At 68.6% G+C, this 23,101-nt stretch carries 22 protein-coding genes; 14 read left to right on the forward strand and 8 right to left on the reverse strand.

Translation table 11 applies throughout. The annotated features are described in order from the left end of the window. Window positions 1-25: 25 nt before the first annotated feature. Both JWQ81_RS44355 and JWQ81_RS44360 read right to left on the reverse strand, forming a co-directional pair. A complete protein-coding gene (locus JWQ81_RS44355; RefSeq protein ID WP_297551659.1) occupies window positions 26-679 on the reverse strand; it encodes an RES family NAD+ phosphorylase in 654 nt (217 codons plus the stop codon). Window positions 680-739: 60 nt separating this feature from the next. After that, window positions 740-1,321, reverse strand: a complete 582-nt coding sequence (locus JWQ81_RS44360) for a DNA-binding protein (RefSeq protein ID WP_297551660.1) — start codon at window positions 1,319-1,321, stop codon at window positions 740-742. Between the two features lie 251 nt (window positions 1,322-1,572). Here JWQ81_RS44360 and JWQ81_RS44365 point away from each other — a divergent pair, with 251 nt between their 5' ends. From JWQ81_RS44365 to JWQ81_RS44375, 3 genes are read left to right on the forward strand one after another with little or no spacing between them, the layout of a single operon-like run. Continuing rightward, window positions 1,573-3,129 carry a sugar ABC transporter ATP-binding protein gene (locus JWQ81_RS44365; protein ID WP_297551696.1) on the forward strand — a complete coding sequence of 519 codons (1,557 nt, stop codon included), beginning with the start codon at window positions 1,573-1,575 and terminating at the stop codon, window positions 3,127-3,129. Further along, window positions 3,126-4,145 (forward strand): ABC transporter permease, encoded by a 1,020-nt coding sequence (locus JWQ81_RS44370; RefSeq protein WP_297551661.1) that lies wholly within the window; start codon window positions 3,126-3,128, stop codon window positions 4,143-4,145. The genes JWQ81_RS44365 and JWQ81_RS44370 overlap by 4 nt, the downstream gene beginning before the upstream one ends. Before the next feature lie 30 nt (window positions 4,146-4,175). Continuing rightward, window positions 4,176-5,189, forward strand: coding sequence for a substrate-binding domain-containing protein (locus JWQ81_RS44375; RefSeq protein WP_297551662.1), 1,014 nt, complete (start codon window positions 4,176-4,178; stop codon window positions 5,187-5,189). Window positions 5,190-5,246: 57 nt separating this feature from the next. Here the strand turns inward: JWQ81_RS44375 and JWQ81_RS44380 are convergent, their stop codons facing one another. After that, on the reverse strand, window positions 5,247-6,245 hold the full coding sequence (locus JWQ81_RS44380) for a LacI family DNA-binding transcriptional regulator (protein ID WP_297551663.1): 999 nt from the start codon (window positions 6,243-6,245) through the stop codon (window positions 5,247-5,249). A gap of 208 nt (window positions 6,246-6,453) precedes the next feature. Between JWQ81_RS44380 and JWQ81_RS44385 the strand changes: the two genes are divergently transcribed. The 4 genes from JWQ81_RS44385 to JWQ81_RS44400 all read left to right on the forward strand — a co-directional run bounded on the left by JWQ81_RS44385 (window position 6,454) and on the right by JWQ81_RS44400 (window position 10,451). After that, window positions 6,454-7,869, forward strand: coding sequence for an L-fucose/L-arabinose isomerase family protein (locus JWQ81_RS44385; RefSeq protein WP_297551664.1), 1,416 nt, complete (start codon window positions 6,454-6,456; stop codon window positions 7,867-7,869). After that, window positions 7,862-9,355: an FGGY-family carbohydrate kinase gene (locus JWQ81_RS44390; RefSeq protein WP_297551665.1), complete on the forward strand. Its 1,494-nt coding sequence runs from the start codon at window positions 7,862-7,864 to the stop codon at window positions 9,353-9,355. The genes JWQ81_RS44385 and JWQ81_RS44390 overlap by 8 nt, the downstream gene beginning before the upstream one ends. Before the next feature lie 116 nt (window positions 9,356-9,471). Continuing rightward, window positions 9,472-9,969, forward strand: a complete 498-nt coding sequence (locus JWQ81_RS44395; protein WP_297551666.1) for a DUF3761 domain-containing protein — start codon at window positions 9,472-9,474, stop codon at window positions 9,967-9,969. 140 nt (window positions 9,970-10,109) lie between these two features. Then, complete coding sequence (locus JWQ81_RS44400; protein ID WP_297551667.1) at window positions 10,110-10,451, forward strand: hypothetical protein; 342 nt, start codon at window positions 10,110-10,112, stop codon at window positions 10,449-10,451. 25 nt (window positions 10,452-10,476) lie between these two features. Here JWQ81_RS44400 and JWQ81_RS44405 read toward each other — a convergent pair whose 3' ends face one another. Beyond that, window positions 10,477-10,644, reverse strand: a complete 168-nt coding sequence (locus JWQ81_RS44405) for a hypothetical protein (protein WP_297551668.1) — start codon at window positions 10,642-10,644, stop codon at window positions 10,477-10,479. Window positions 10,645-10,716: 72 nt separating this feature from the next. On the opposite strand from JWQ81_RS44405, the gene JWQ81_RS44410 reads away from it, so the two are divergent. Further along, entirely contained in the window at window positions 10,717-11,166 is a 450-nt protein-coding gene (locus tag JWQ81_RS44410; RefSeq protein WP_297551669.1) for a MarR family transcriptional regulator, read from the forward strand. Window positions 11,167-11,193: 27 nt separating this feature from the next. Here JWQ81_RS44410 and JWQ81_RS44415 read toward each other — a convergent pair whose 3' ends face one another. Beyond that, window positions 11,194-12,198: a serine/threonine protein phosphatase gene (locus tag JWQ81_RS44415; RefSeq protein WP_297551670.1), complete on the reverse strand. Its 1,005-nt coding sequence runs from the start codon at window positions 12,196-12,198 to the stop codon at window positions 11,194-11,196. Continuing rightward, window positions 12,195-12,914 (reverse strand): helix-turn-helix domain-containing protein, encoded by a 720-nt coding sequence (locus tag JWQ81_RS44420; protein ID WP_297551671.1) that lies wholly within the window; start codon window positions 12,912-12,914, stop codon window positions 12,195-12,197. Before JWQ81_RS44420 ends, JWQ81_RS44415 begins: the two co-directional genes overlap by 4 nt. Before the next feature lie 290 nt (window positions 12,915-13,204). On the opposite strand from JWQ81_RS44420, the gene JWQ81_RS44425 reads away from it, so the two are divergent. After that, window positions 13,205-13,606 carry an MmpS family transport accessory protein gene (locus JWQ81_RS44425; protein ID WP_297551672.1) on the forward strand — a complete coding sequence of 134 codons (402 nt, stop codon included), beginning with the start codon at window positions 13,205-13,207 and terminating at the stop codon, window positions 13,604-13,606. Window positions 13,607-13,714: 108 nt separating this feature from the next. Continuing rightward, window positions 13,715-13,840, forward strand: a complete 126-nt coding sequence (locus JWQ81_RS44430; protein WP_297551673.1) for a winged helix-turn-helix transcriptional regulator — start codon at window positions 13,715-13,717, stop codon at window positions 13,838-13,840. 104 nt (window positions 13,841-13,944) lie between these two features. Here JWQ81_RS44430 and JWQ81_RS44435 read toward each other — a convergent pair whose 3' ends face one another. Next, window positions 13,945-14,628 (reverse strand): histidine phosphatase family protein, encoded by a 684-nt coding sequence (locus JWQ81_RS44435; protein ID WP_297551674.1) that lies wholly within the window; start codon window positions 14,626-14,628, stop codon window positions 13,945-13,947. A gap of 16 nt (window positions 14,629-14,644) precedes the next feature. Further along, window positions 14,645-16,504, reverse strand: coding sequence for a Na+/H+ antiporter (locus JWQ81_RS44440; RefSeq protein ID WP_297551675.1), 1,860 nt, complete (start codon window positions 16,502-16,504; stop codon window positions 14,645-14,647). Between the two features lie 178 nt (window positions 16,505-16,682). Here JWQ81_RS44440 and JWQ81_RS44445 point away from each other — a divergent pair, with 178 nt between their 5' ends. From JWQ81_RS44445 to JWQ81_RS44460, 4 genes are all read left to right on the forward strand, one after another. Then, window positions 16,683-18,287, forward strand: coding sequence for a beta-N-acetylhexosaminidase (locus JWQ81_RS44445; RefSeq protein ID WP_297551676.1), 1,605 nt, complete (start codon window positions 16,683-16,685; stop codon window positions 18,285-18,287). 9 nt (window positions 18,288-18,296) lie between these two features. Continuing rightward, the gene (locus tag JWQ81_RS44450) at window positions 18,297-19,748 is read left to right on the forward strand and encodes a carboxylesterase family protein (protein ID WP_297551677.1); all 1,452 of its coding nucleotides are present in this window, start codon (window positions 18,297-18,299) and stop codon (window positions 19,746-19,748) included. A gap of 113 nt (window positions 19,749-19,861) precedes the next feature. Continuing rightward, window positions 19,862-20,095 carry an amidase family protein gene (locus JWQ81_RS44455; protein ID WP_297551678.1) on the forward strand — a complete coding sequence of 78 codons (234 nt, stop codon included), beginning with the start codon at window positions 19,862-19,864 and terminating at the stop codon, window positions 20,093-20,095. A 140-nt stretch (window positions 20,096-20,235) separates the two neighbouring features. Beyond that, window positions 20,236-23,046, forward strand: a complete 2,811-nt coding sequence (locus JWQ81_RS44460; RefSeq protein ID WP_297551679.1) for a PKD domain-containing protein — start codon at window positions 20,236-20,238, stop codon at window positions 23,044-23,046. The last annotated feature ends 55 nt before the right edge of the window (window positions 23,047-23,101 follow it).

A 23,101-nucleotide genomic window follows, 5' to 3' on the forward strand; every position in this document is an offset into this window, starting at 1 on the left:
CTCGCAACTCGACGGCGAGTTGCGGTCACAGCAGGGTGTAGTTGAGCTCCTGGCAGACGCGGCCGAGCGGGACGTCGAGGCCGGGGTGGTCCAGCGGGAGCAGGACGTCCGGGGCGAGTGGCAGGGCCGCGCCCGAGGGCGGGTCCCACAGGCACAGCGACGGGTCACCCGAGTCCATCGACGAGCGGTACCAGAGCCCGTCCAGGTCGCCGAACGCCGCGCGGATCGCCCGCGCCCAGGCCTGGGTGATCTTCTTGGGACCGCTCGAGATCTCCTGCGACGCGCCGACGCGGGTCGGCCACAGCCCGGACAGGTCCAGCAGCCGCAGCGTGCGCGTGGGCCGGACCACCACCAGGCGCGGGCCGCGGGTCTTCCGGTCCACTGTGGACGTCGTCTGGAACACCTCGGCGACGCTGGTGCGGACCGAAAGCCCGAAGTAGAGCACGCCGTTGTTCGGATCGGTCACCGGTGCGCCACCCTTGGCCGGTTTCTGCTGATCGAAGCGGCCGTGGGGCAGTGGCCCGGTATAGCGGAAGGAGTTCCACTGCTGGGGGTGGTTGCCGTGCGCGGTGAAGATCCTGACCAGCCTGGTTGCCGGCGGCACCGTGACGACGTCGTCGCTTGCGTGCAGCTCGTTGACCAGGACAGCGCGCGCAGGCGGCAGGGGGAGCCTGGCCATTCGTTGTGGTTCGCCCGTCCTTGAGAGGTGATCGTGTCAGTGCCAGCCTAGATCCTCCGGCTAGAAGGGTGAGCCCAGCATTTCGATCAAGCGGGCGACCGAGTCGGGGTCGCCGCCGGCGAGCAGCCACTGACGGGGGGTGGCGGGCTGGTCGTTGATCACCAGGTCGGGCTGGCGGGTGTTCATGAACGCGGCGACGACCAGCGCGGGCTGGTCCTCGGGCAGGGCGCGCAGGACGATCTCGAGCCCGGGGAGCACACCGGAGCCGGTGAACTGCCACGAAGGCAGTTTCCAGTCCGGGTCCTTCCAGCCGGTGAGCCTGCCTTCCTTGAGGCGGTGCCGGATGCGGCTGTCGTGGACGTTCAGCGCGTTCGCGGCCTCGACCACGGTCATCGAGGACTCGGCGAGCACGGCGTACGCGGCGACGGTCTTGGCGCGGAAGTCGGCTTCGCCTTCGGCGTGAGGGCTCAGATCGAGTCCGACGTCGGTCAGGGCGGCCCGCTGGTCGGCCGAGAAGTAGTGGGAAGGGTCCGGGTTGGGCGGCGACAGTTTGCGGGCGGCGTCCTCGACGAGCGTGAGGAATTCGTTCGCGTCCACTTTGAGTCCAGCCTTGGCCAAAACGTTCTCGAGTGCCACTGACATCCACACAGAATAGCTCGGTTGTGCGGGTTCGTGCGCTTCGCGGCCGGATTTGTGGGTCAATTCACCAGAGATCAACACAACGAGCACATAATCAAACACGCTGCGTAGGTATTGTCGGTTAGTGTGCCCGCATCGGGCGATGGTGTCCAGCACACTGTGACGGAACCTCACCCCTTGACACCCCGGGTCCTTGACTCTAGCTTCGGTCGGCAATCGATTTCTCACGGGGCGTGATCGAGCGCGGGGGCGAGATGGACGACGAGCGCGGCATCGCACCGTTAGCCGGGCTGTCGGGCATCGGCAAGTCCTTCGGCGGGGTCCCGGCGCTCAAGGAGGTCGATTTCACGGTCCGGCGCGGCGAAGTGCACGCGTTGCTGGGCGAGAACGGCGCCGGCAAGTCGACGCTGATGAAGATCCTCTCCGGCGAGCTCGGCGACTACCGCGGCGAGATCCGGATCGAGGGCGAACAGGTGAAGTTCACCCGTCCGTTGGACGCGCGCCGCGCCGGAATCGCGATGATCCACCAGGAGCTGGATCTCGTCCCCGCGCTGTCGGTCGCCGAGAACGTCTTCCTCGGCCGCGAGCCGAGAACCCGGTTCGGGACGGTCGACCGCGGCCGGATGCTGCGCGAAACCGCGGCCCTGCTGGCGCGGATCGGCGTGGGCATCGACGCCGGGCGCGAAGTCGGGCGGCTGCGCACCGGTGAGCGCCAGGTCGTGACCATCGCGCGGGCACTCGGCCTCGACGCCCGGGTCCTGATCATGGACGAGCCCACCTCCGCGCTGTCCTCCCGCGAGGTCGGCCAACTCTTCGACGTCATCGGCGAGCTGCGCTCGCGCGGAGCCGGGATCGTCTACATCTCCCACCGCATGCAGGAGATCGGCCGCGTCGCGGACCGGGCGACCGTGCTGCGCAACGGCGAGGTGGTCGCCGAGTTCGACGCGCGGGCGATGACCGCCGAGCAGGCCTCCACGGCGATGGTGGGCCGGCCGATGGGCCAGCTGTTCCGCGCCGAGGGCGGGTCCTCGTCCGGGGGCGGAGACGTTCTCGTCGTGGAGGATCTCGCCGTGGTGCGGCGCCGTCCGCGGCCGGGCAGGCGCGAGCCGGCCGGAATCAGCCTGCGGGTGGGCAAAGGGGAGATCGTCGGGCTCGCGGGACTGCTCGGCGCGGGCCGGACCGAGCTGCTGGAAACCCTGTACGGCCTCGCCGCCGGCGCCCCGATGCGCGGCCGGATCGTGCTGGACGGCGTCGAGGTCAAACCACGCGGGCCAAGGCAGGCGATGAAACTCGGCATCGCGTTCGTCCCGGAGGACCGGCGCACCGAGGGGCTCGCGCTGGACCATTCGGTCGTGGCCAACACCGTGTTGTCCGTGGTCGGGAAGATCGCCAAGGCGGGGGTGGTCTCGGCCGCCGCGGAACGTCGTGTGGCCGGCAAGACGGTCGACAGGCTGGGCGTGAAGCTCCGGTCCCTGACCGACCCGGCGGGCTCGCTTTCCGGCGGCAACCAGCAGAAGATCGTCCTCGGGCGCGGTCTGACGACCGAGCCTTCGCTGCTGCTGCTCGACGAGCCGACCAGGGGCGTCGATGTCGGTGCCAAGGCCGAGATCTACCGGCTGCTCGGGGAAACGGCCGCTCGCGGGGTCGGCATCCTGCTGGCGTCGTCGGAGCCCGCCGAGCTGGTCGGCGTGTGCGACCGGGTCGTCGTGCTGCACGGCGGGCGTAGCGTGCGCGAGCTGGACACCGCCGAGGCCGGCGAAGCGGAGCTGCTCGCCGCGACGATGTCTGAGGGGCTGGGGGAGACGTTGTGAGTGAGGACTTTCTGACCGACCGGCGCCGCGGCACCGGGTTCGTCGCGCTGCTGTTCAAGTTCCAGAGCCTGTTCGGGCTGGTCGTGGTCTTCCTCGGCGCGGTGGTGTTCTCGCCGGTCAAGGACGGGCAGCTGATCTTCTTGGGCAGCGGCAACCTGTTCAACGCGGTGCAGTCGATCTCCGACACCGGGGTGATCGCCGTCGGCATGACGCTGGTGATCCTGATCGGCGGCATCGACCTGTCGGTCGGCTCGGTGTTCGCGTTGGCCGGGATCGGCGTCGCCGTGCTGCTGGTGAACGACGGGTTGCCGGTTTTCCCGGCCGTGGTGGTCGTGCTCGTCATCGGGTTCGCCTTCGGGCTGCTGCAGGGGATCGCCAGCTCGCGGTTCGGGATCCAGGCGTTCATCGTCACCCTCGCCGGCATGCAGATCGCCCGGGGGCTTGCGCGGATCTGGTCCGGCGGGCAGGGTGTGTCGCTCACCTACGGCGACCAGCCGGGGCAGGTGCCGGTGTTGTTCTCGTTGCTCGGCGAACGCACTTTCAACGGCGTGGTGCCGATTTCCGCGTTGATCTTCCTCGTCGTCGCGGCGCTGGCGGTGCTCGCGTTGCGGGTCACGGCGTTTTCCCGGCACGTCTATGCCATCGGCGGCAACGAAAAGGCGGCCAGGCTGTCCGGCGTGCCGGTGCTGCGGGTGAAGGTGCTCGTGTTCGGGATCTGCGGCCTGCTCGCCGCGCTGGCCGGGATCATGCACGTCGGCGAGCTGAACTACGCCGGCCCCAACGACGGGGTGGGCTACGAGCTCAACGCCATCGCGGCCGTCGTCATCGGCGGGACCAGCCTTTCGGGCGGGCGGGGTTCGGTGGTCGGTACCGTCGCGGGGGCGCTGCTGGTCGGTGTACTGAACAACATCCTGGGGCTGCGCGACGTCGACTCGAACATCCAGCTGCTGATCATCGGGGTGGTGATCGTGCTGGCGGCCGGTGTGCAGCGGCTGCGGCCGGCCTCGATGTCCTAGGAGTCCAAGAGGTAACCAGGGAGGAGAACGATGAAGGGGTATTCACGGAGAGCGGCGGCCGCGGCCTTGGCGTTCGGGGTGGTGCTCACCCTCGCGGCGTGCGGTACGACCAGTGACAACGCCAAGACGGGCCAGGCGACCGGCTCCGCGCCGTCGAACAAGTGTGGGGGCCCGAGCGGCAAGTACACGATCGGGATGAGCCAGGCCAACCTGTCCGAGCCCTACCGGCAGCGGATGGACGACGACATCAAGAAGGCGGCGGCCGCCGTCCCGCAGTTCACGGTGAACTACGCCGACGCGGCGCAGGACGACACCAAGCAGGTCGGCCAGGTGCAGAACTTCCTGACCCAGAAGATCGACCTGCTCATCATCAGCCCGAACGAGGCGACGCCCCTGACCGGCGCGGTCAAGCAGGTCTTCGACGCGGGTATTCCGGTGCTGCTGCTGGACCGCAAGGTCGACGGCGACGCGTACACGTCGTTCATCGGCGCGGACAACGTCAGCATCGGCAAGCAGGCAGGCGAGTACATGGCGTCGACGCTGCTGCCGAAGGGCGGGAAGATCGCCGAGATCAAGGGGCTGTCGGGGTCGACGCCGGCCAAAGAACGCAGCGACGGCTTCGACCAGGGAATCGCGGGCAAGAACATCGACGTCGTCGCGACCGCCGACGGCCAGTGGCTTCGCGACCAGGGCCAGGCGAAGGCCGACGCGATGCTCAAGGCGCATCCCGACATCCAAGCCGTCTACTCGCAGAACGACCCGATGGCCGAAGGCGCCCGGATCGCCGCGCAGAACGCCGGTTTGCCGAAGCTGCCCATCACCGGGATCGACGGCCTGCCCGTCCCCGAAGGCGGGATCAAGGCCGTCGAGGCCGGACGCCTGTCGGCGACGTTCGTCTACCCCACCGGTGGGCAGGAAGCGATCGACAACGCGAAGAAGATCCTGATCGACTGCCAGACCGTCCCGAAGACGCAGACCCTGCCGACGAAGCTGGTCACGAAGGACAACGCGGCCCAGGTCTACGCCGAGCTCAACAAGGGATAGGACTCGTGAGTGTTCCGGCCGCTTAGAAGCGGCCGGAACACTCACCAGCGGTGAACGTCAGCCGTCCTTGCGGGAGCTGGCGCGGGGGATCAGGCGTGCTTCGAGCATGGTCGAGCTCGGGCCGTCGGCGTTGCCGCCGATCCTGGCGAGCAGGAGCTTGGCGGCGAGCGTGCCGATCTCGTAGGCGGGCTGGGTGACGACCGTCAGCGGCGGGTCGACCAGTCGGGTCCATGGGGCGTCGTCGAACGCGACGATGCCGATGTCACGGCCGGGCCGGAGCCGTCGTGCGGCGAGTTCTTCCAGCACACCGATCGCCATCGTGCTGTTCGCGACGACCAGCGCGTCCGGCGGCTCGGCTTCGTCGAGGAGTTCCCGCACGGCCTCGCGGGCCGTGGCGGACCGGAATTCCGCACGGCGGATCAATTCGTCGGCGGGTTCGGTTTCGGCGGAGAGCAGCGCGTCGCGGTAGCCGGCGAGCCGGTCGTCCGCCGTGCGTACCCCGGAGGGTCCGGTGAGGCAGCCGATCCGCCGGTAACCGCCCTGGAGCAGGTGCTCGGTCGCCTCGCGCGCGGCGCGCCGGGTGTCCACCAGCACCTGGTCGCCGGGGACCTCCACCAGCGGGCGGTCCACCGCGACGACGGGCGTGCCGCGGTCGCGCAGGATGTCGACGTTGGTCGAGGTGCCGGTGGGGGAGAGCACGACGCCGGCGACGCGTTCCTGCAGGGCGACGTCGATGTACCGGCGCTCCTTCTCGGCGTTTTCGTCGGAGTTGCACAGGACCACGGAGTACCCGGCGGTCTGCGCGATGTCCTCGACCCCGCGGGCGATCGCGGTGAAAAACGGGTTCTCCACGTCGGAGATGATGAGCGCGAGGACCGCGGTCTCCTGGCGGCGCAGGTTCCGCGCGAGGCCGTTGGGGTGGTAGCCCAGCTCGACCGCCGCCGAGCGCACCTTGGCCGCGAGCGCGGGGTCCACAGTGGACTTACCGTTGAGTGCCCTGGACACCGTGGCGGTGGACACGCCGGCCAGGGCAGCCACGTCGCTGATCGTCGCCACCGCGACCTCCGATCCTGCGCTGTTCGGTGCACTCTTGACACTGTTCCTGGTGAAGAATAGCGTCTTCAGTAATCGATTACCGGCTGGGGCGCCCCGTCAAACGCGTAAATACTGGGGGCGGGCTGCCCCGCGGAGCCGGTCAACGCACGCTGGGCGCGATCGGGGGCACTCCTTGGTCTTCGTGACGCGCACCGTAGCAGGAGGAATCGTGGCCCGCATCGGCGTACTGAGTATTTCCGACGGACGTGACCACGTGCACGCGCGCAACGCCGGGTTCATCCAGTCCAAACAGGACACATTGGTTCGGGCGCTGGCCGCGGCCGGGCACGAGGTGGTCACCGGGGACGAGCTCGTCGCCACCAGCACCGCGGCGACGAAGGTGGCGCGCCAGGTGGCCGCTGCCGGCGTCGATCTGACGATCTTCCATTACGTCGTCTGGAGTTTCCCGCATTTCACCATGTTGGCCGCCGATGCCACCCCGGGTTCGCTGGTGCTCGTCGCCGGCACGGACCCGGTCGAGCCCGGACTGGTCGGGATGCTCGCCGCGGGCGGCGCGCTGGACCAGATCGGCCGCGACCACACCCGGCTCTGGGGCGCCGGTGAGGACCCGGACCTGGTGGCCGGGATCGGGGTGCACGCCCGCGCCGCGGCGGCGGTCGCCTCCCTGCGCGGCTCGACGTTCGGCCGGTTCGGCGGCAGGCCGATGGGGATGAACACCGCGGTCGCCAACACCGATCAGTGGATGCGCCAGTTCGGCATCGACGTCGAGGAGATCGACCAGTACGAACTGGTCCTGCGCGCCGAGCGGGCGGATGCCGCCGAGGCCGCCCGGGCCCGCCAGTGGATCGAGAAGCACGCGGCGGGGGTGCACTACGACGGCAAGAGCCTCACCCCCGAGCTGCTGGAGCGTCAGATCCGGTCCTACCTGGCGATCCGGGACATCATCGCCGAGCGCGCGCTCGACTTCTCCGGGATCAAGGGCCAACCCGAGCTCACCGAGCATTTCGCGACCATGGACGTCACCGAGGCGTTCCTCAACGACCCGTACGACTGGAACGGCCCCAAACCCGTCCACGTCACCTCGACCGAGGCCGACATGGACGGCGCGTTGACGATGCAGCTCTTCCACAAGATCACCGGGACGCCGGTGCTGTTCGCCGATGTCCGGCACTACCATCCCGATCGTGACATCTGGGATCTGTGCAACTCCGGCCAGCACGCGACCTGGTTCGCCGCCCGCAGCGAGGACCCGCTGGTGAACCTGGCGAAGGTCAACTTCTACCCCGAGGTGTTCTTCTTCCCGGCGGGCGGTGCTTCGGTGCAGCACATCGCCGCCCCGGGGCAGATGACGCTGGCGCGGCTGAGCCGGAAGTCGGGGGAGTACCGGATGCAGCTGATGCTCGGCGAGTTCGAAAGCTACGACGACGAAACCAACGACGCCCTGGTCCGGGCCTCGACCCCGGAGTGGCCGCACGCGTTCGCCCGCCTCGACGCGCCCGCCGACGTCTTCTTGTCGAACTTCGGCGCGAACCACATCCACGCCGTGCCAGGCGACGTACGTGCGGAGATGCGTGTCGCGGCGAAGCTGCTCGACGTTCATCTGGACGAGTGGTCGCGTGGCTAGTGGTCTTCTACTCGGGATTGATATCGGGACCTCGAGTTCCAAGGGGGTGCTCGTCGATCCGTCGGGAACCGTCCTGGCACGGGCGAGCAGACCGCACGAGACGTCGTTCCCGCGGCCGGGCTGGGTGGAGCACGACGCGGACGCCGTGTGGTGGAAAGACTTCCTCGCGCTGAGCGCCGAACTTGTCAAGGCGGCCGACGGACGGGAAATCGCCGGCCTCGCGGTCAGCGGGATCGGCCCGGTCCTGCTGCCCGCGGATGGCGAAGGGCGTCCGCTGCGCCCCGCGATCCTGTACGGCGTCGACACTCGGGCCGGTGTGGAAATTGTCGAGCTCACCGACGAGCTCGGCGCCGAGTCCATTGTGGAACGTTCGGGAACCTCGCTGTCGTCGCAAGCCGTCGGGCCGAAGTGGCGATGGCTCGCCAAGCACGAGCCGGAAGTGTTCGCCCGCACCGAACTGTTCCTGATGGCGAGTTCGTACCTCGTGCACCGGCTGACTGGTGAGTACGTGCTGGACCACCATTCGGCGAGCCAGTGCGACCCGATGTACGACCTGCGCGCGGCCGACTGGGCCAGGGACTGGGCCGAGCTCGTCGCGCCCGGGATCGCGTTGCCGAGGCTGGCCTGGCCGACCGAGGTGGTCGGCACGGTTTCGGCGAACGCGGCCGCGGAAACGGGACTTCCGGTGGGTTTGCCCGTCACCGCGGGAACGGTCGACGCCTGGGCCGAAGCCGTCAGCGTCGGTGTCACCGAACCGGGCGACACGATGGCGATGTACGGCACCACCATGTTCCTCGTCCAGGTCCTCTCCGGTCCTCGGCCGCATCCCGGGCTCTGGACCACGCGCGGCGCGTTCCCCGGCACATATTCGCTGGCCGCCGGCATGGCCACCTCGGGGGCGATCACCGAGTGGCTGCGTGACCTCGTTGGCGGTGATTTCGCTGACCTGGTCAGGGAAGCGGCAGAGGTTCCAGCCGGCAGCCGCGGCCTTCTCATGCTGCCGTACTTCGCCGGGGAGCGGACGCCGCTGTTCGACCCGGACGCGCGCGGGGTCCTCGCCGGACTGACCACCGGGCACGGCCGCGCGGACATTTACCGCGCCGCGCTGGAAGGCATCGCCTACGGAGTGCGGCACAACTTCGAGGTGATGCGGGCGTCCGGTGGGACGGCGAAACGGGTCGTCGCGGTCGGCGGCGGCACGCAAGGCGGCTTGTGGACGCAGATCCTCAGCGATGTCACCGGTGTGCCGCAACAGATCCCCGCCGAAACGATCGGGGCCGCCCTGGGCGACGCGATGCTCGCGGGCGTCGCGATCGGACTCGACGTCGATTTCGCCGCCTGGAACCCGGTCCGCCAGACCGTCCACCCGAACCCGGACCGCACGGCGGTCTACGACGAGTTCTACACGCACTACCGCGCGCTCTACACGTCCACAATGGACACAGCGCACTTCCTCGCCCGGCGGCAACACGAATCCGGCGCTTAGGGTGAATCCCTGACCATGTAAGAACTTCGTTGTCACGGTTCGTTACACGCCGTGTAACGCTCTCACTGTGCGTGGCGACCAATCCTCGGTCACACCACTCGCAGGACGGAGTTCCCATGGCGCTTTCCCCAGCCGGCAACCGAACCGGTGCTCGCCGGATGAAGCGCGTAGCCGGCGCTCTCGGTGCGCTGGCCCTCGGTGCAGCCGTTTTGGCCGGCTGCGACCCCAGCGCCGCTTCGCCCGGCAGTCCGGTCGTTTCGACCCTGACGACCGACTCGTCGACGTTCGTCCCTCTGGTTTCGCCGTCCACGACGGACACGACGACCTCGGCCGCAATCCCGGAAACCACTGCGGCCCCGGTCGTCGCCCCGGCCCCCGTCACCCAAGCCCCGGCCGCTGCTCCGAAGACCACCCAGGCCGCCGCGCCGCCGAAGGTCGCGGCCTGCACCGGCAACACCTACCGCAACGTCGACGGCAACTGTGTCGAACGGCCTGTCGCCGCCGATTCGCCTCCTGCCGGCGCCACTGCGAAATGCAAAGACGGTACCTACAGTTTCAGTCAGCATCGCCAGGGCACCTGTTCCGGTCACAAGGGCGTCGCACAGTGGCTGTAAGCAATTGCGCTTGAAGGCTCCAGTGGCATCTGCTTGCGCGCCCAGGTTACTGCGTTTTCTCCTGACAGGTCAGCACTCGAAACACTGGAAGTGAGTTCCAGCAGGGGGAATTCAGTGACCAGTCGTCAAGCGTCACGGGTGTGCCGGCCAAAGATGCCGAGGAAAGAGCGGCCTCCGGCTTCGTCCGGGTGACCAGCCCTGTCCATTGCGGACTGGCTTGTCTAGTTGGTCGGGGGCGACTCCTCCTTCTCCTCCTCGACTCGCACGGTGATTGCCTGCAGGGTGCGCACGGTCGTCTCGATGTCGTGGATGTCGAACTGGTTCAGCAGCCGGATGGACGCACTGCTGACGTGCTCGCGCAGGCTGTGATACCGGGTTTCCCCCTCGGTCGTCAGGTCGACCTGCCCGTCGTCGCGGATCAGTCCCTCGGCCTCGAGCCGGGCCAGCAGTGCGCGCGTGGAATCGGGGTTGAGGTTTCGTGATCCTTCCAGGAGGTGGCTGAGCGTCTCACGCGCCCAGGCCCGGCCGGCGCGTGCCGATCAGATGGAGGGCGTACCACGTCTCGGGGGTGGTGTCGCGCTGTGCGAGGTGTTCGCGCAGTGTGGCGCTCAGGGACCGCTCGGCGAACGCCAGCGTCTGGCCGAACTGGGTGAAGGCGGCGGGTGGTGTGGTCATGTCGGGTTCCGTTCCCTAGTATGGACAGGTACCTGTTCAACCATAGTCAATAGACAGGAGCCTGTCTATCTCGTGGACGAGAACTTCCCTACCCAGCCGTTGATCGGGCTTCTGCTCCGGCTGGCCTACCAGCACTACGCCCAGGACATCGATGTCGCGCTGCGCGAGGCGGGTTTCGGCGACATCCGGCCGGCCGCCGCGAACGTGTTCCCGTTCGTGTCGCCGGCCGGCATCACCGTCTCAGAACTCGCTGAGCTGGCCCACGTGCGCAAGCAGACCATGGCCCAGGCAGTCGACCAACTCGAACGCACGGGCTACGTCGAACGCCGCCCGAACCCGCTCGACCGCCGCTCACAACTGGTGTTCCTCACCGAACGCGGCGCGTCGGTCACCCCGGTCACCCACGCGGCCGCCGAACGCGTGGAACAACAATGGGCGAGGCTGACAAGCCCAGAAGAGCTTGAGGTGCTACGCGCTGCCTTACAGCGCCTGCTGACCGAATTCAAAGACCAGGACAAGTAGTCGGATCCTGGCCACTGCCCGGGCCTCTTACAACCCGGGATATTCTGCGTGTAGATCGCCGCCGAAGAGTTTCCAGTAGAAGCTGTTCATTCTTGCTGCGGCCGGTGCATGCCGGGTCAGGATCGCGGCCACGGATGGCGGCACGTCATTCGGGATGTGGCCGGTGGCGCACCGGAGTACGTATTCGTTGCGGGTGGCGAATCCGCCGCCGGCCGGCATCTCCACCCCGCACAGCGTGGTCACCAGCCAATTCACCAGTCGCATGGCGGCGTATCCGGCGTCGTGGGTGGCGTTGCGTTGGACGAAGTCGAGTTCGGCGGCCGACAGGTCGAAACGTGGTGACGTCACCAGTCCGAAGTCGGTGAGGTAGATCCGCTTGCCGTCGCTGCGCATGTTGCCGAAGTGCCCATCCATGTGCAGCAGCTCTCGGTCGCGCAGGAAGGCCACGATCTGCGACAACTGCTGCTCGAGCTGGCCGGCCTTGCCGGCCGGGTCTTTGTCCAGCCAGTCGAGTATCGGATGCGGGAGGTATTCGCAGAACAGCACGAGACTGCTCGATGCGGTGGCCAGCGCTTCGAGGCGGACGCGTACGGCTGGGCAGTCGTCCTGCGCGGCGACGGCTGTGTCGATATCGGCGTGCTCGGCGGCGATGGGAGCGCGGCCGGGCAGTACCCGCCAGTGGTAGAGCAGCGGGAACGACTCCGTCTCGCCGGCCAGAACCGCGTCGGTGACGATGATGTTCGCGGCCAGCTCGCGCCAGGCGTTGAACCCCGGGCCGCCCATGCCGTATTGGCAGAACATCGGCAGAGCGAACAGGTTCGCGGTGGAACGTGGCTGGGCGAGCTCCCGGTCGGTCAGCGGGATGCGCTTGACGAACACCGGCACGCCGTCTATATCGAGCGTGGCCGAGCCGCCGCCAACACCCACACTGCCGACCTTCGCCATGTCCACGAGCGCAGCCAGTTCGACGTCGTCGCGCGACGCGAGGAGGGTTGAGAGTTTCTCGTGCCGAGCACACCTGCCAGGCATCATCGCGCAATCATCCCAGAGTTCCGACGCAGACGGGTGGCGAAGAACTCGCCAGGGGTGACGCCGGTCAGGTCCCGGCAGTCGCGGCTGAGGTGGGCTTGGTCGGCGTATCCGGCGTCGGCCGCGAGGGTGGCCAGGTCCGGGCTGAGACTCGCCTTGTCGATCGCCCGGGCCAGGCGCGCGACCCGTAGATAGGTCGCCGGGCCGTAGCCGACGGCGAGGGTGAACCGGCGGCGGAGCTGGCGTTCGCCGGTCGGGAGCCTGGACAGTGCGGCCGACACCCTGGGCACCCCGGCGGTCAGGGTCGCGATCAGTTCGTCCAGCTCACGATCCGGCTCGGCGCGGACGTTCTCCGTGACGACATCGACCAGCGCCTCGGGCCGCGTGAGGAGGCGCTCGGCGGTGGGCCTGCCCCTGCGTCCCCACAGATCCGCCAGCTCGATGCGCTGATCCCTCAGCTCGTCGGCGGCGGCACCGAGCACCCGTGGCGCGTGCCCTGGCCGGAAGCGGATGCCGTGCAATTCCGTTTCGGCAGCCTCGTCGGCTTCGTCGGTGTGCCAGGCGTGGGTATCCGGCCCGGCGACGAAGACCCGGCCGCCGCCGACGATGAGATCCACGCAGCCGTCTGGCACGATCCGCTGGGGCCCGGAGCGCGCGGACCACCAGACGCAGCGCACGGAGCCGGCCAGGTGCTTCGGGGGCAGGGTTTCGCGATACACGGGGTCGATTCTGTCCGCCCGGTCCGACATTCTCGCGGACAGAGACCGAGTGGTCACTGAGGAGCAAGGTTGGCAGCGCCCGAAAGGGTGAACGTTGAAAATTGCCGGAATTGTGGGTAACACGGAGTCAAGTTTTAACGAAAAACAGTCAACGTACTCGTGGGAAGTGCGCTCGAACGAGAGAAGACCTTGTGATGGGTGTTCCTGCCGCGCCACCGTCGCCCAGTGCGCCGGAACCGGGCGGCTCCAGGAAACTTAAGCTGGTCTCTACCACTGTCGTCGCCGCGGGCGTGATCGCTCTGGTCCTCGCGCTGGCCGTCCAGGTCATGCCGCAGGCCGGCGGATCGACTACGCACGGTAAGCCGACGGTCCCGGCACCGTCGGTCGAACCCGTCGCGGCCGCGGTGGCTTCGGTGACGCATTCGGTCATCTACGAGCTGCTGGGCGAAGACGGTGTCCGCGGCATCACCTACGTCGCGGACGGCGCGGCCATCGTGCAGGAGCGAACCGCGTCCACCCCCTGGACCAAGTTGTTGCGGCGGGGCGGAAGCGCGGATGAAACCGAGTTCTACAGCGTCACGGCGCAGAACGTCGGCGGCGGCACCCTGCGCTGCCGGATCACCGTCGACGGCCAGGTCATCAGCGACGAATCGGCCAGCGGCGACCACGCCATGGTGACCTGCGCGAAATAACACGTCACAGCACGCGGTAGATCTCGTATTCCAGCCGTCTCAGCCCGATGAGCCTGCCTCGGGCGACGAAGAGATTCTCGGCCAGCCAGCCGTATTCACCGGTGGCCGATGATGGCCGCGCTCGATCTGCTCGGCCGCCGCTGGACGCTGCGCGTCATCTGGGAACTTCAGCAGCAACCGGCCGGGTTCCGCGAACTCCGGCGCCGCTGCGACGGCATCTCCCGAGCGTGCTGAGTGAGCGCCTCCGCGGCCTGAGGGAGACCGGCATCGTCGACGGCGCCGTTGTCGGCCTGGGCCGGCGGCTGGTCGCGGCTCCTCGGCCAGCCGCGGGACACGGCCTAGCCCAGCGGTGAATCCAGATGGGCGGTGTCGTTGAAACGCCGGATCTGCCAGTTGTCCCCGGACACCACGAGGTGCGAGATCGAGCCGTTGTTCGCGCCGAGGAAGGCGAACGGCGTCGACCCGCTGGCGTGAGCGAGGACCTGGCCGATCACTCCGCCGTGGGTGAACACCGCGACGCGCTGGTCGGGATGTGCGGCGGCGACCCGCTCGATGCCTCGCTGGACGCGCTCCGCGAAGGCGTCGGCCGCCTCCGCGCCGGGGATGACGTCCCAGCGCTGTTCGGTCCACAGCCGTTGCGCGGTCGGATGGTTCTCGCTGGTCAGCTTGCGGAACAGCGGGCCTTCCCAGTCACCGAGGTCGACCTCGTGCAGGTCGGGGTCGACCGCCGGGGTCAGCCCGAGCTTGGCGACCAGCGGCGCGGCCGTCTGCGCGGTCCGGCGGAGCCTGGTGACGTAGAGGGCGTCGAGCCGTTCCCCGGCCATCCTGCTACCGACGCGCTCGGCGTGGTCGCGGCCTTCGGGGGCCAGATCGGGGTCTGCCTGGCCGAGGAGCATCGGCGGCGGGTTGCTTTCCCGGGCCGGCGCGGACTCGCCGTGGCGGATCAGGAAGATCTCGGTCGCGCCCGGCTCCGGGGCGAACCGGTGCTGGCGGTACTCGACTTCTTGCTCAGGTGTCGTCACGTGTCCCGAGGTTAGTTCACCCCAGGGTCTTGTCCACGAAGCACCAGCGCCAGGTCTCGCCGGGTTCGAAGCTCCGCATCACCGGATGCAGGGTGTCGTGGAAGTGCCCGCTCGCGTGCCGCTTCGGCGAGGAGTCGCAGCACGCCACGTGTCCGCAGGTCAGGCACTTACGCAGGTGCACCCACTGGGAATCCTCGGCGAGGCACTCCTCGCAGGTGTCCGTCGCGCTGGGGATGGCGTCGTCGTTCGACTCGGTCAGGTGGTCACAGGCGCCCGCCGTCGCCGCCGGGGTCTTGAGCTCGCGCTGCTCGGCGATCGGCTTTTCGTCGAACTGGTCCAGCATGGACTCTTCGACGTCGAGCGACTCCAGCACCCGCCTCAGGACTTCGTCGTCCGCGGTCTTCGCGTCCCGCGCGACCAGCAGCTGTTTCCGTTCCGCTTCCAGCATCACCAGCCGGAGCCGGCGGTAGACGTCGCTCGGAGTCTCTTCCAGCGCGCTTTGCCTGCCGAGCTGCTCCCAGGCGGAGTCCGACCGCTGCTGCATCCGGTCGACCAGCCGCTTGACGACCTCGGGGGCATCTTCCGGGCGCTTGGCCTCGTTGAGCTTGGCGAGGCCTGCCCGGGTCATCTCGTGCATCACCGCGGCTTCTTGCAGCGCGTCGACAGCGGGGTCGGGGGAGGGCAGGTTGAGCTTGCGCACGAGGATGGGCAGGGAGGTGCCCTGCAGGATCAGCGTGCCGGCCACCACGACGAACGCGGCGAGCACGAGGACCGCTCGCTGCGGGGTGTCGGCAGGCAGGATGAACGCGGCGGCGAGGGTGACGACCCCGCGCATGCCTGCCCAGGCGATGACGGCCGAGTACGACCACGGCCACTTGTTGCCGTGGGCGATCCGCTTGGACACGCCGACGATCACCATCCAGACGCACCGGGCGAGGATCGTGGCGGCGAGGATGGCCGCGCAGATCCCGATGAGCGCCCACGGACCGATGGCGGTCTCGTCCACCTCCATGAGGATGCGCCGGACCTGCAGCCCGATCAGCAGGAAGACGATGTTCTCGAGCAGGAACTGGATGGTCTGCCAGTTCAGCCGGTTGGCGAGCCGGGACGCGCCGGACAGGATGCTCGGCGACTTGTGGCCGAGCAGCAGCCCGGCGATGACGACGGCGAGCACACCGGAGCCGTGGACGGCCTCCGCGGTCATGTACGCGACGAACGGCACGGCGATCGACAGCGCGGTGTCGGTCGCCGGGTCGTCGAGGCGCTTGCGCAGCATCGCCGCCACCGCGCCCACGGCGAGCCCGATGACGATGCCGCCTCCCGCCGCGAGCAGGAAGTCGCCCCCGATCTCCCACACGCTGACCGTGCCGGCGATCGACGCGATCGCGGTCCGCAGCGCGACCAGCGCCGCGGCGTCGTTGACCAGGCTCTCGCCTTCGAGCAGCCGGACGAGTTTGCGGGGGATGCCGACCCGGCGAGCGACGGCCGTCGCGGCGACCGCGTCCGGCGGCGCGACGATCGCGCCCAGCGCGAACCCGGCGGCCAGGCTCAGCCCGGGCACGACCAGCCAGGTGACGACGCCGACGACCAGCGTGGAGAACGCCACCAACCCGACCGACAGCAACGCGATCGGGCTTTTGAGCGCGCGGAAATCGACCAGCGAAGTCCTGATCGCGGTCGCGTACAGCAGGGGCGGCAACAGCCCGAGCAGGACGACTTCCGGATCGAGGTGGTACTCGGGCACTCCAGGGATGTAGGAGGCCGCGACGCCGACGACGATCAAACACAGTGGCGGAGACCAGTCGAATCTCCGCGCTACCGCGGTGACGGCCAGGACGGCCACCACCAGCGCCACTATTTCCGCTGCTACATGCACGGCATCATCATCCAGCCTGACAGCTCCGGCCACTCGCCCGCGTCGCACTACCGGGTGTCGAACGGGAAAACAAGGTCTCGCCTCCAGACACACCGACCCAGCACAATGGTCAGCGATGTCACCGAACGCCGCCGGTACGTCGCTTCAGGTAACTCCTTTCGAGACAACGGAGAAAACCATGAGCTTCCCCCGAATACGCCGCTCCAGGCTGGCGGTGGCGGCGTTGGCCGCACTGCTGCCGGTCGCGGCGCTCACCTCGGTCGCGGCCCCGGCGGCTACAGCGGCTACAGTCGCGGCAGTGCCTACCCCGTTCAGCAGCATCGTCCCGGCGCCGGCCAGTGCCACCCCGGCGAGTGGGGCTACCTATACGCTCGCTTCAGGCGCCGTGATCTCCACTGATGTGCCGGGCATCGGCGATTACCTCGCCGCGATCCTGCGCCGCTCAACGGGATACGCGCTTCCGGTGCACACGCCCGGCACGACGTCGGGCGGCATTTCGCTGCTGCTGTCGGGTGCGCCTGCCAGCGTCGGCGACCAGGGTTACCAGCTTGACGTCACCGCATCCGGGGTCACGGTCCGGGCGGGCAAGGCTGCCGGGTTGTTCTCCGGCGTGCAGACGCTCCTGCAGCTGCTGCCCGCGGCCGCACAGGGCGCCACGGTGGGCTCGGGGCCGTGGACGGTCACCGGCGGCAAGATCGTCGACTACCCGCGGTACGCCTACCGGGGCGCGATGCTCGACGTCGCCCGCCACTTCTTCACCGTAGCGCAGGTCAAGCGCTACATCGACCAGATCGCGCTGTACAAGGTCAACCAGTTCCACCTGCACCTGGCCGACGACCAGGGTTGGCGCATCGCGATCAACGGCTGGGACCGGCTGACCACCTACGGCGGCAGCACCCAGGTCGGCGGCGGCTCGGGCGGTTACTACACGCAGGCGCAGTACTCCGACCTCGTCGCCTATGCCGCCCAGCGGTACATCACGGTGATCCCCGAGATCGACATGCCCGGGCACACCAACGCCGCCGAGGCTTCGTACCCGGCGCAGCTCACCTGCGACGGCAAGGCTCCGCCGCTCTACACCGGCACCGACGTCGGCTTCAGCTCGTTGTGCACCAGCAAGGAGAGCACGTACCAGTTCCTCGACGCGGTGATCTCGCAGCTCGCGGCGCTGACCCCCGGGCCATACCTGCACATCGGCGGGGACGAGGCGAAGTCGACGAAGCCCGCGGACTACGTGGCGTTCGTCAACCGCGTCCAGCAGATCGTCGCCTCCCACGGCAAGACCTCGATCGGCTGGCACGAGGTCGCCAACGCGACGCTGCTGCCGTCGACGGTTCCGCAGTTCTGGGACACGACGACGTCCAACGCCGCGGTGGCCGCCGCGGCGAAGAACGGCTCGAAGATCCTCATGTCACCGGCGAACCTGACCTACCTGGACATGAAATACACCAGCAGCACCAAGCTCGGCCAGGACTGGGCGGGGCTCACCGAGGTCAAGAAGGCCTACGACTGGAACCCCGGCGCGTACCTGAGCGGTGTCGGCGAGCAGTCGGTGCTCGGTATCGAAGCTCCACTGTGGACGGAGACGATCACGAGCAGCGCGGACATCGAGTACATGGCGTTCCCGCGGCTGGCCGCCCTGGCTGAGCTCGGCTGGTCGCCGCAGAGCACGCACAACTGGACGGCGTTCGGCAAGCGGCTCGCCGCTCAGGGTCCATTGTGGAAGGTGCTCGGTATCGCGTACTACAAGTCCCCGCAGGTGTCCTGGCCTTCGGGGTCCTAAGCTCGAGGCATGACGCACCTGGTCGAGACCGCGCACGGAACCGTTCGTGGCATGGTACTGGATGGCATCCGGGTGTTCCTCGGACTTCCTTTTGCCGCACCGCCGGTCGGGAGGCTGCGCTTCACCGCGCCGCAGCCTCCCGAGCGGTGGAGCGGAGTCCTCGACGCGACGAACTTCGCCGACCGCTCCCCGCAACCGGATCTGCTCGGCCGGGGTGTGGTCGGCGACGAGGACTGCTTGTACGTCAACGTCTACGCCCCGTCGTCACCCGGCCCGCATCCGGTACTGGTCTGGATCCACGGCGGCGGCGGGGTCACCGGCGCGCCGCACCAGTTCGACGGGCGGGCGTTCGCGCGTGACGGCGTTGTCGTGGTGACGATCGCGTACCGGCTCGGCGTGCTCGGGATGCTTTACCTGCCAGGGGTCGCCGACGACAACCTGTCCGTGCTCGACCAGGTCGCCGCGCTGCGCTGGGTCCGCGACAACGTCGGCGCGTTCGGCGGCGATCCGGCGCGGGTGACGCTGGCCGGGCAGTCCAACGGCGGACGCACGGTCGGCACGCTGCTTGCGGTTCCGTCCGCGCGCGGACTGTTTGCCCAGGCGGTGGTGCAGAGCGGCACTGGGGTCGGTTCGGTGGTGCACACGCCGGAAGAGGCCGGGAGGGTGGCAGACGCGGTGTTGTCGGAGCTCGGCCTCGACACCGGCGCCGCGCTCGCGGACGTGCCGACCAAGCAGATCATCGAGGCGCAGCAACGGGTTGCGCTCACCTCCGGCAGTCTGGTGACCTATCGCGTCGTGATCGACGGAACCATCCTGCCCCGGCGTCCCGGTGATGCGATCGCGGCGGGGGAGTCGGCCGGGATCCCGGTGCTCATCGGGACCAACCGCGATGAGCAGGACCTGTTCGTCATGCTGGCTACGGGGAGCGCGTCGGTGCTGGGCAGCGGTTCCACCATGCTCGATGCGTCCGCTCTGGCACGCGCTGTCGAGGTGTACCGCCCGTTGCTGCCGGATCTGTCGGACGACGACGTGCGCTCCGCCGCTCTGACTTCGGGGGACTGGTGGATCCCGGCGATCCGGCTCGCCGAGGCTCAGCACGCCGCGGGCGGGGACGTCTGGATGTATCGGCTGGACTGGCGCATCGCGCCGCGCGGCCGGGGGATGGGCGCACCGCACGGGTTGGACCTGTTGCTGATGTTCGACGACATCGGCAATCCGAACTGGCGATTCCTCTTCGCGGGCCGTAAGCGCGACGACGGCAGGCTGCAGGCCGCCGCTTCGGTGATGCACCAGGCGTGGGTCCGGTTCGTCGCCACCGGCAGGCCTGGCGCGACGGAGGCCGAGTGGCCGCGCTACGAGCCGGCAGCCCGCTCGACGATGATCTTCGAAGACGTCAGCGCGTTGGTCGCCGATCCGGACTCGGCGCTGCGCGTGGCGTGGCCGGCAACCGCTGCCCAATAGGGCGGCGTTCTGCCTTCCGCCCCTGGTTTGACGTGCGGTGTTCCGTGATTCTCCGGCGAAACCCGTTGGACGGCCTCGGGCCCGCTTGCGATCATCAGCGAGGCTGCCGCAGCGTGCGGTCGTTATCGAGGGCAGGGACGAACCGGCCGTTCACCATGGTGTTCAACGCCACCGGCCAACCCTCGATCAGCCTGCCGCTGGGACACAGCGACGACGGCCTGCCGATCGGCGTCCAGCTCGTCGCGGCCACCGGCCGGGAGGACGTGCTGTTCCGCGTCGCCGCCCAACTGGAGCAGGCGATGCCGTGGAAGCACCGCACCCCGCCGATCTTCGCCGGCGTCCGGTAGGTCCAGGTTGGCCTGAGCGTCGGTAACGACTCGCCCGAAGCAGCGATAGGACCATCGTCACACCACGGTCGAGTGAGGCGCCAGGGGGACTTACTGGGGCGACCGTTCTGCGGCATTGGTGACTAATTCAGGGGGGAACCTTGCTCAGACGTGGAATCGCGCTGTCTGTCGGCGCGCTATTGTGCCTTTCCGTTTCGGTGCCGCCGGCCGCGAGCGCGGCAAGCGCGGACACGATCTATGTCGACAACACCTCCGGCGCCAACTGCTCCGACTCGGGCACCGGCACGCCCACCGTGCCGTTCTGCACGATCCAGGCAGCCGCCGATGTGGTCGAGCCCGGTCAGACGGTTCAGCTCGCCGGCGCCTTCGTGGAGTCGGTCACGATCTCCCGGTCGGGCACGGCGAGCGCACCCATCACGTTCACCGGTGGCACTGGCCAGGCCTCGATCGGCGCACCGGATTCGGCGACCCTGCCGGCATTCGCGGTAACCGGCGCGACCGATGTCGCGATCAGAAACGTCGCCATCTTCGGCGGGGCCACGAGCAAGGCCGTGGTAATCAGCGACTCCTCACGGATCACCGTTGACGGCACGAACCAGGACGCCAACCCCGGTTCCGCGGGCTATCTGGAGATCAGCGGCAGCTCCTCCCACGTCACGGTCAGCCGGAACCACTTCTCCGGCGCTGACGCGACCGGGGTGCAGGTGGACGCGGGCAGCCATGACGACACCATCACCACGAACGATATGTTCCGTACAGAGGGCGTCGTGGTGACCAGCGCGTCGCATGTCGCGGTCACGTCGAACACCATCAGCGCAGCCTGCGACCACGGCGTGGCGATCACCGGCTCGACCGGGATCTCGGTGCAGAACAACGTGATCCAGAACGTTCTGGACTCGACCAGCGTGCCCGGCATCTGCAACCCGACGACCTCCCCGATCGGTGGGCTCGTCGTGGACGGGGCTTCGGCGTCCGAGGTCACCGCCGACTACAACATCGTTTACCCGTACCACTCGACCGACGCCGTGTACCAGTGGGCCGGGACCGCTTACCCCACCTCGTCCGCCTTCACCTCGGCGACCGGGCAGGGTGTGCACGACAGCAACGCCGACCCGCAGCACTCCGACGCGTCCATCGACTCGGCGAACTCGAACGCGCCGGGCGAACTGACCGCCGACCTGTATGGGGACTCGCGTGTCGACGATCCACTCGTCGCGAACACCGGCACCGGCGTCCGGCCCCATGACGACCGGGGCGCCATCGAGACCGTGGACTCGGTCACCTCGAACAGCCTGGCCATCAACGCCACCCAGGCACCCGTCGGCGGCACCGTGCACACCACAGGAACGATCACGGATACGTGGTCGGAACCGTTCACCTGCGCGGCCGACTTCGGCGACGGCACCACCGTGACCGACGTCGACTGCGCGAAGGTCAGCCACATCTACACCAAGACCGGCACGTACACGGTGACGCTCACGCCCACCAACGCGGGCGCCGCGCAGGTTTACCCGCAGACGACTCAACTCACCGTGGTGTCGCAGAACGGCCCGCTCACACCCAGACTGTCGGTGACCCAGAACGGCGCGCTCGGCCTGAACCTGACCGTGACCGGCGGCAAGGACGGTTGGAACCTCAGCGGGGAAACCGTCGACTTCGGTGACGGCAACCCGCCGGTGACGCTCACCGGGAACGCTCCCGGTTTCTACTACGGCTACAGCAAACCGGGCACGTACACGATCAAGGCGACGATGACCGACGCCAACGGGGCGACGGCGACCGGGACGACCAAGTTCACCCCGGTCGGTGCCGACTACACGCCCTACGGCCCGGTTCGTCTCGCGGACACCGCGCACGGCATCAGCACGCCGAGCGGGGTTCCGGCGAAGCTCGGTGCGGGAGGCACGCTGCGGGTGTGGGTCGGCGGCCACGAAGGGGTGCCGGCCGGGATCACCTCGGCCGCGCTGAACCTGACCGTGAACGCCCCGCAGGTGGCGGGTCAGCTCACCGCGTTCGCCGATGGCGTCCGCAGGCCCGCGACGTCGAACCTGAGTTTCGGCGCCGGACAGACCATCTCCGGCCTCGCGATCGTCCCGGTCAGCGGGGCCGGCTGGGTCGACATCCACAACGGCAGCAGCGCCGGCATCAACCTGACCGCCGATCTCGACGGCTACTTCCAGCCGAAGGTGGCCAACGGGTTCACCACGCTCATCCCGGACCGGCTGCTCGACACCACGAAAGGGACCGGGCCGGTCGCCGCGGGCGGCATCGAGGTCGTGGGCATCGCCGGTGCGGACAACGGACAGCTTCCGTCGACCGGAATCACCGCGGCGCTGCTCAATGTGACCGCGATCGCGCCACGAGCCAACGGCTCCCTGACCGCGTACCCGGACGGGACAACCGCGCCGACCGAGGCGAGCCTGACGTACGCCAAGGGGCAGACGATCTCCACCACGATGATCGTGCCGGTCGGTGCGGACGGCAAGATCGCCATCGCGTCCAGTCAGCAGACCGACCTCGCCGTCGATGTGAGCGGCTACTTCAGCGCGACGGGCAGGCAGACCTACGTCGCCGTGCCGCCGGTACGGGCGGTGGACACGAAGAACGGCGTCGGCCAGCCGCTCGGGCCGGGCGCGACGATCGGCTACGACCTGACGGGGAAGATCGTCAACCAGTCCGAGTGGACGAGCACGATCGTGACTACGACAACGGTTGTGGCCGCGACCGGCGCGGGCTCGGTGTCGATCTATCCGCAGGGCACCGGTGAAGCGGTGCCACCCGCGACAGTGAACTGGGCGGCGGGCCAGACCGTGTCGAACGCGGCGATGCCGTCGATCCTGAATGGACTCAACGGAGTCGCGTCGGAGAGTTTCTACAACAGCGGCAGCACACCGGTCAACCTCACCGTTGACGTGTCCGGCTACTTCGCGTTCACCTATCGGTACCAGTGACTCGCGTTCCCCCGGTGCGTGCCGAGGTCGAGGCGTCGGCGTTTCGAACCGGGGG

It is taken from the genome of Amycolatopsis sp. (assembly GCF_025464955.1).
Lineage (GTDB): Bacteria > Actinomycetota > Actinomycetes > Mycobacteriales > Pseudonocardiaceae > Amycolatopsis.

What these genes read in the sequence shown, in the direction of transcription:
- JWQ81_RS44355 (WP_297551659.1), bottom strand. Translation starts at nt 679, where the DNA reads ATGGCCAGGCTCCCCCTGCCGCCTGCGCGCGCTGTCCTGGTCAACGAG.
- JWQ81_RS44360 (WP_297551660.1), bottom strand. Translation starts at nt 1,321, where the DNA reads ATGTCAGTGGCACTCGAGAACGTTTTGGCCAAGGCTGGACTCAAAGTG.
- JWQ81_RS44365 (WP_297551696.1), top strand. Translation starts at nt 1,573, where the DNA reads ATGGACGACGAGCGCGGCATCGCACCGTTAGCCGGGCTGTCGGGCATC.
- JWQ81_RS44375 (WP_297551662.1), top strand. Translation starts at nt 4,176, where the DNA reads ATGAAGGGGTATTCACGGAGAGCGGCGGCCGCGGCCTTGGCGTTCGGG.
- JWQ81_RS44395 (WP_297551666.1), top strand. Translation starts at nt 9,472, where the DNA reads ATGGCGCTTTCCCCAGCCGGCAACCGAACCGGTGCTCGCCGGATGAAG.
- JWQ81_RS44405 (WP_297551668.1), bottom strand. Translation starts at nt 10,644, where the DNA reads ATGACCACACCACCCGCCGCCTTCACCCAGTTCGGCCAGACGCTGGCG.
- JWQ81_RS44415 (WP_297551670.1), bottom strand. Translation starts at nt 12,198, where the DNA reads ATGATGCCTGGCAGGTGTGCTCGGCACGAGAAACTCTCAACCCTCCTC.
- JWQ81_RS44430 (WP_297551673.1), top strand. Translation starts at nt 13,715, where the DNA reads ATGATGGCCGCGCTCGATCTGCTCGGCCGCCGCTGGACGCTGCGCGTC.
- JWQ81_RS44445 (WP_297551676.1), top strand. Translation starts at nt 16,683, where the DNA reads ATGAGCTTCCCCCGAATACGCCGCTCCAGGCTGGCGGTGGCGGCGTTG.
- JWQ81_RS44450 (WP_297551677.1), top strand. Translation starts at nt 18,297, where the DNA reads ATGACGCACCTGGTCGAGACCGCGCACGGAACCGTTCGTGGCATGGTA.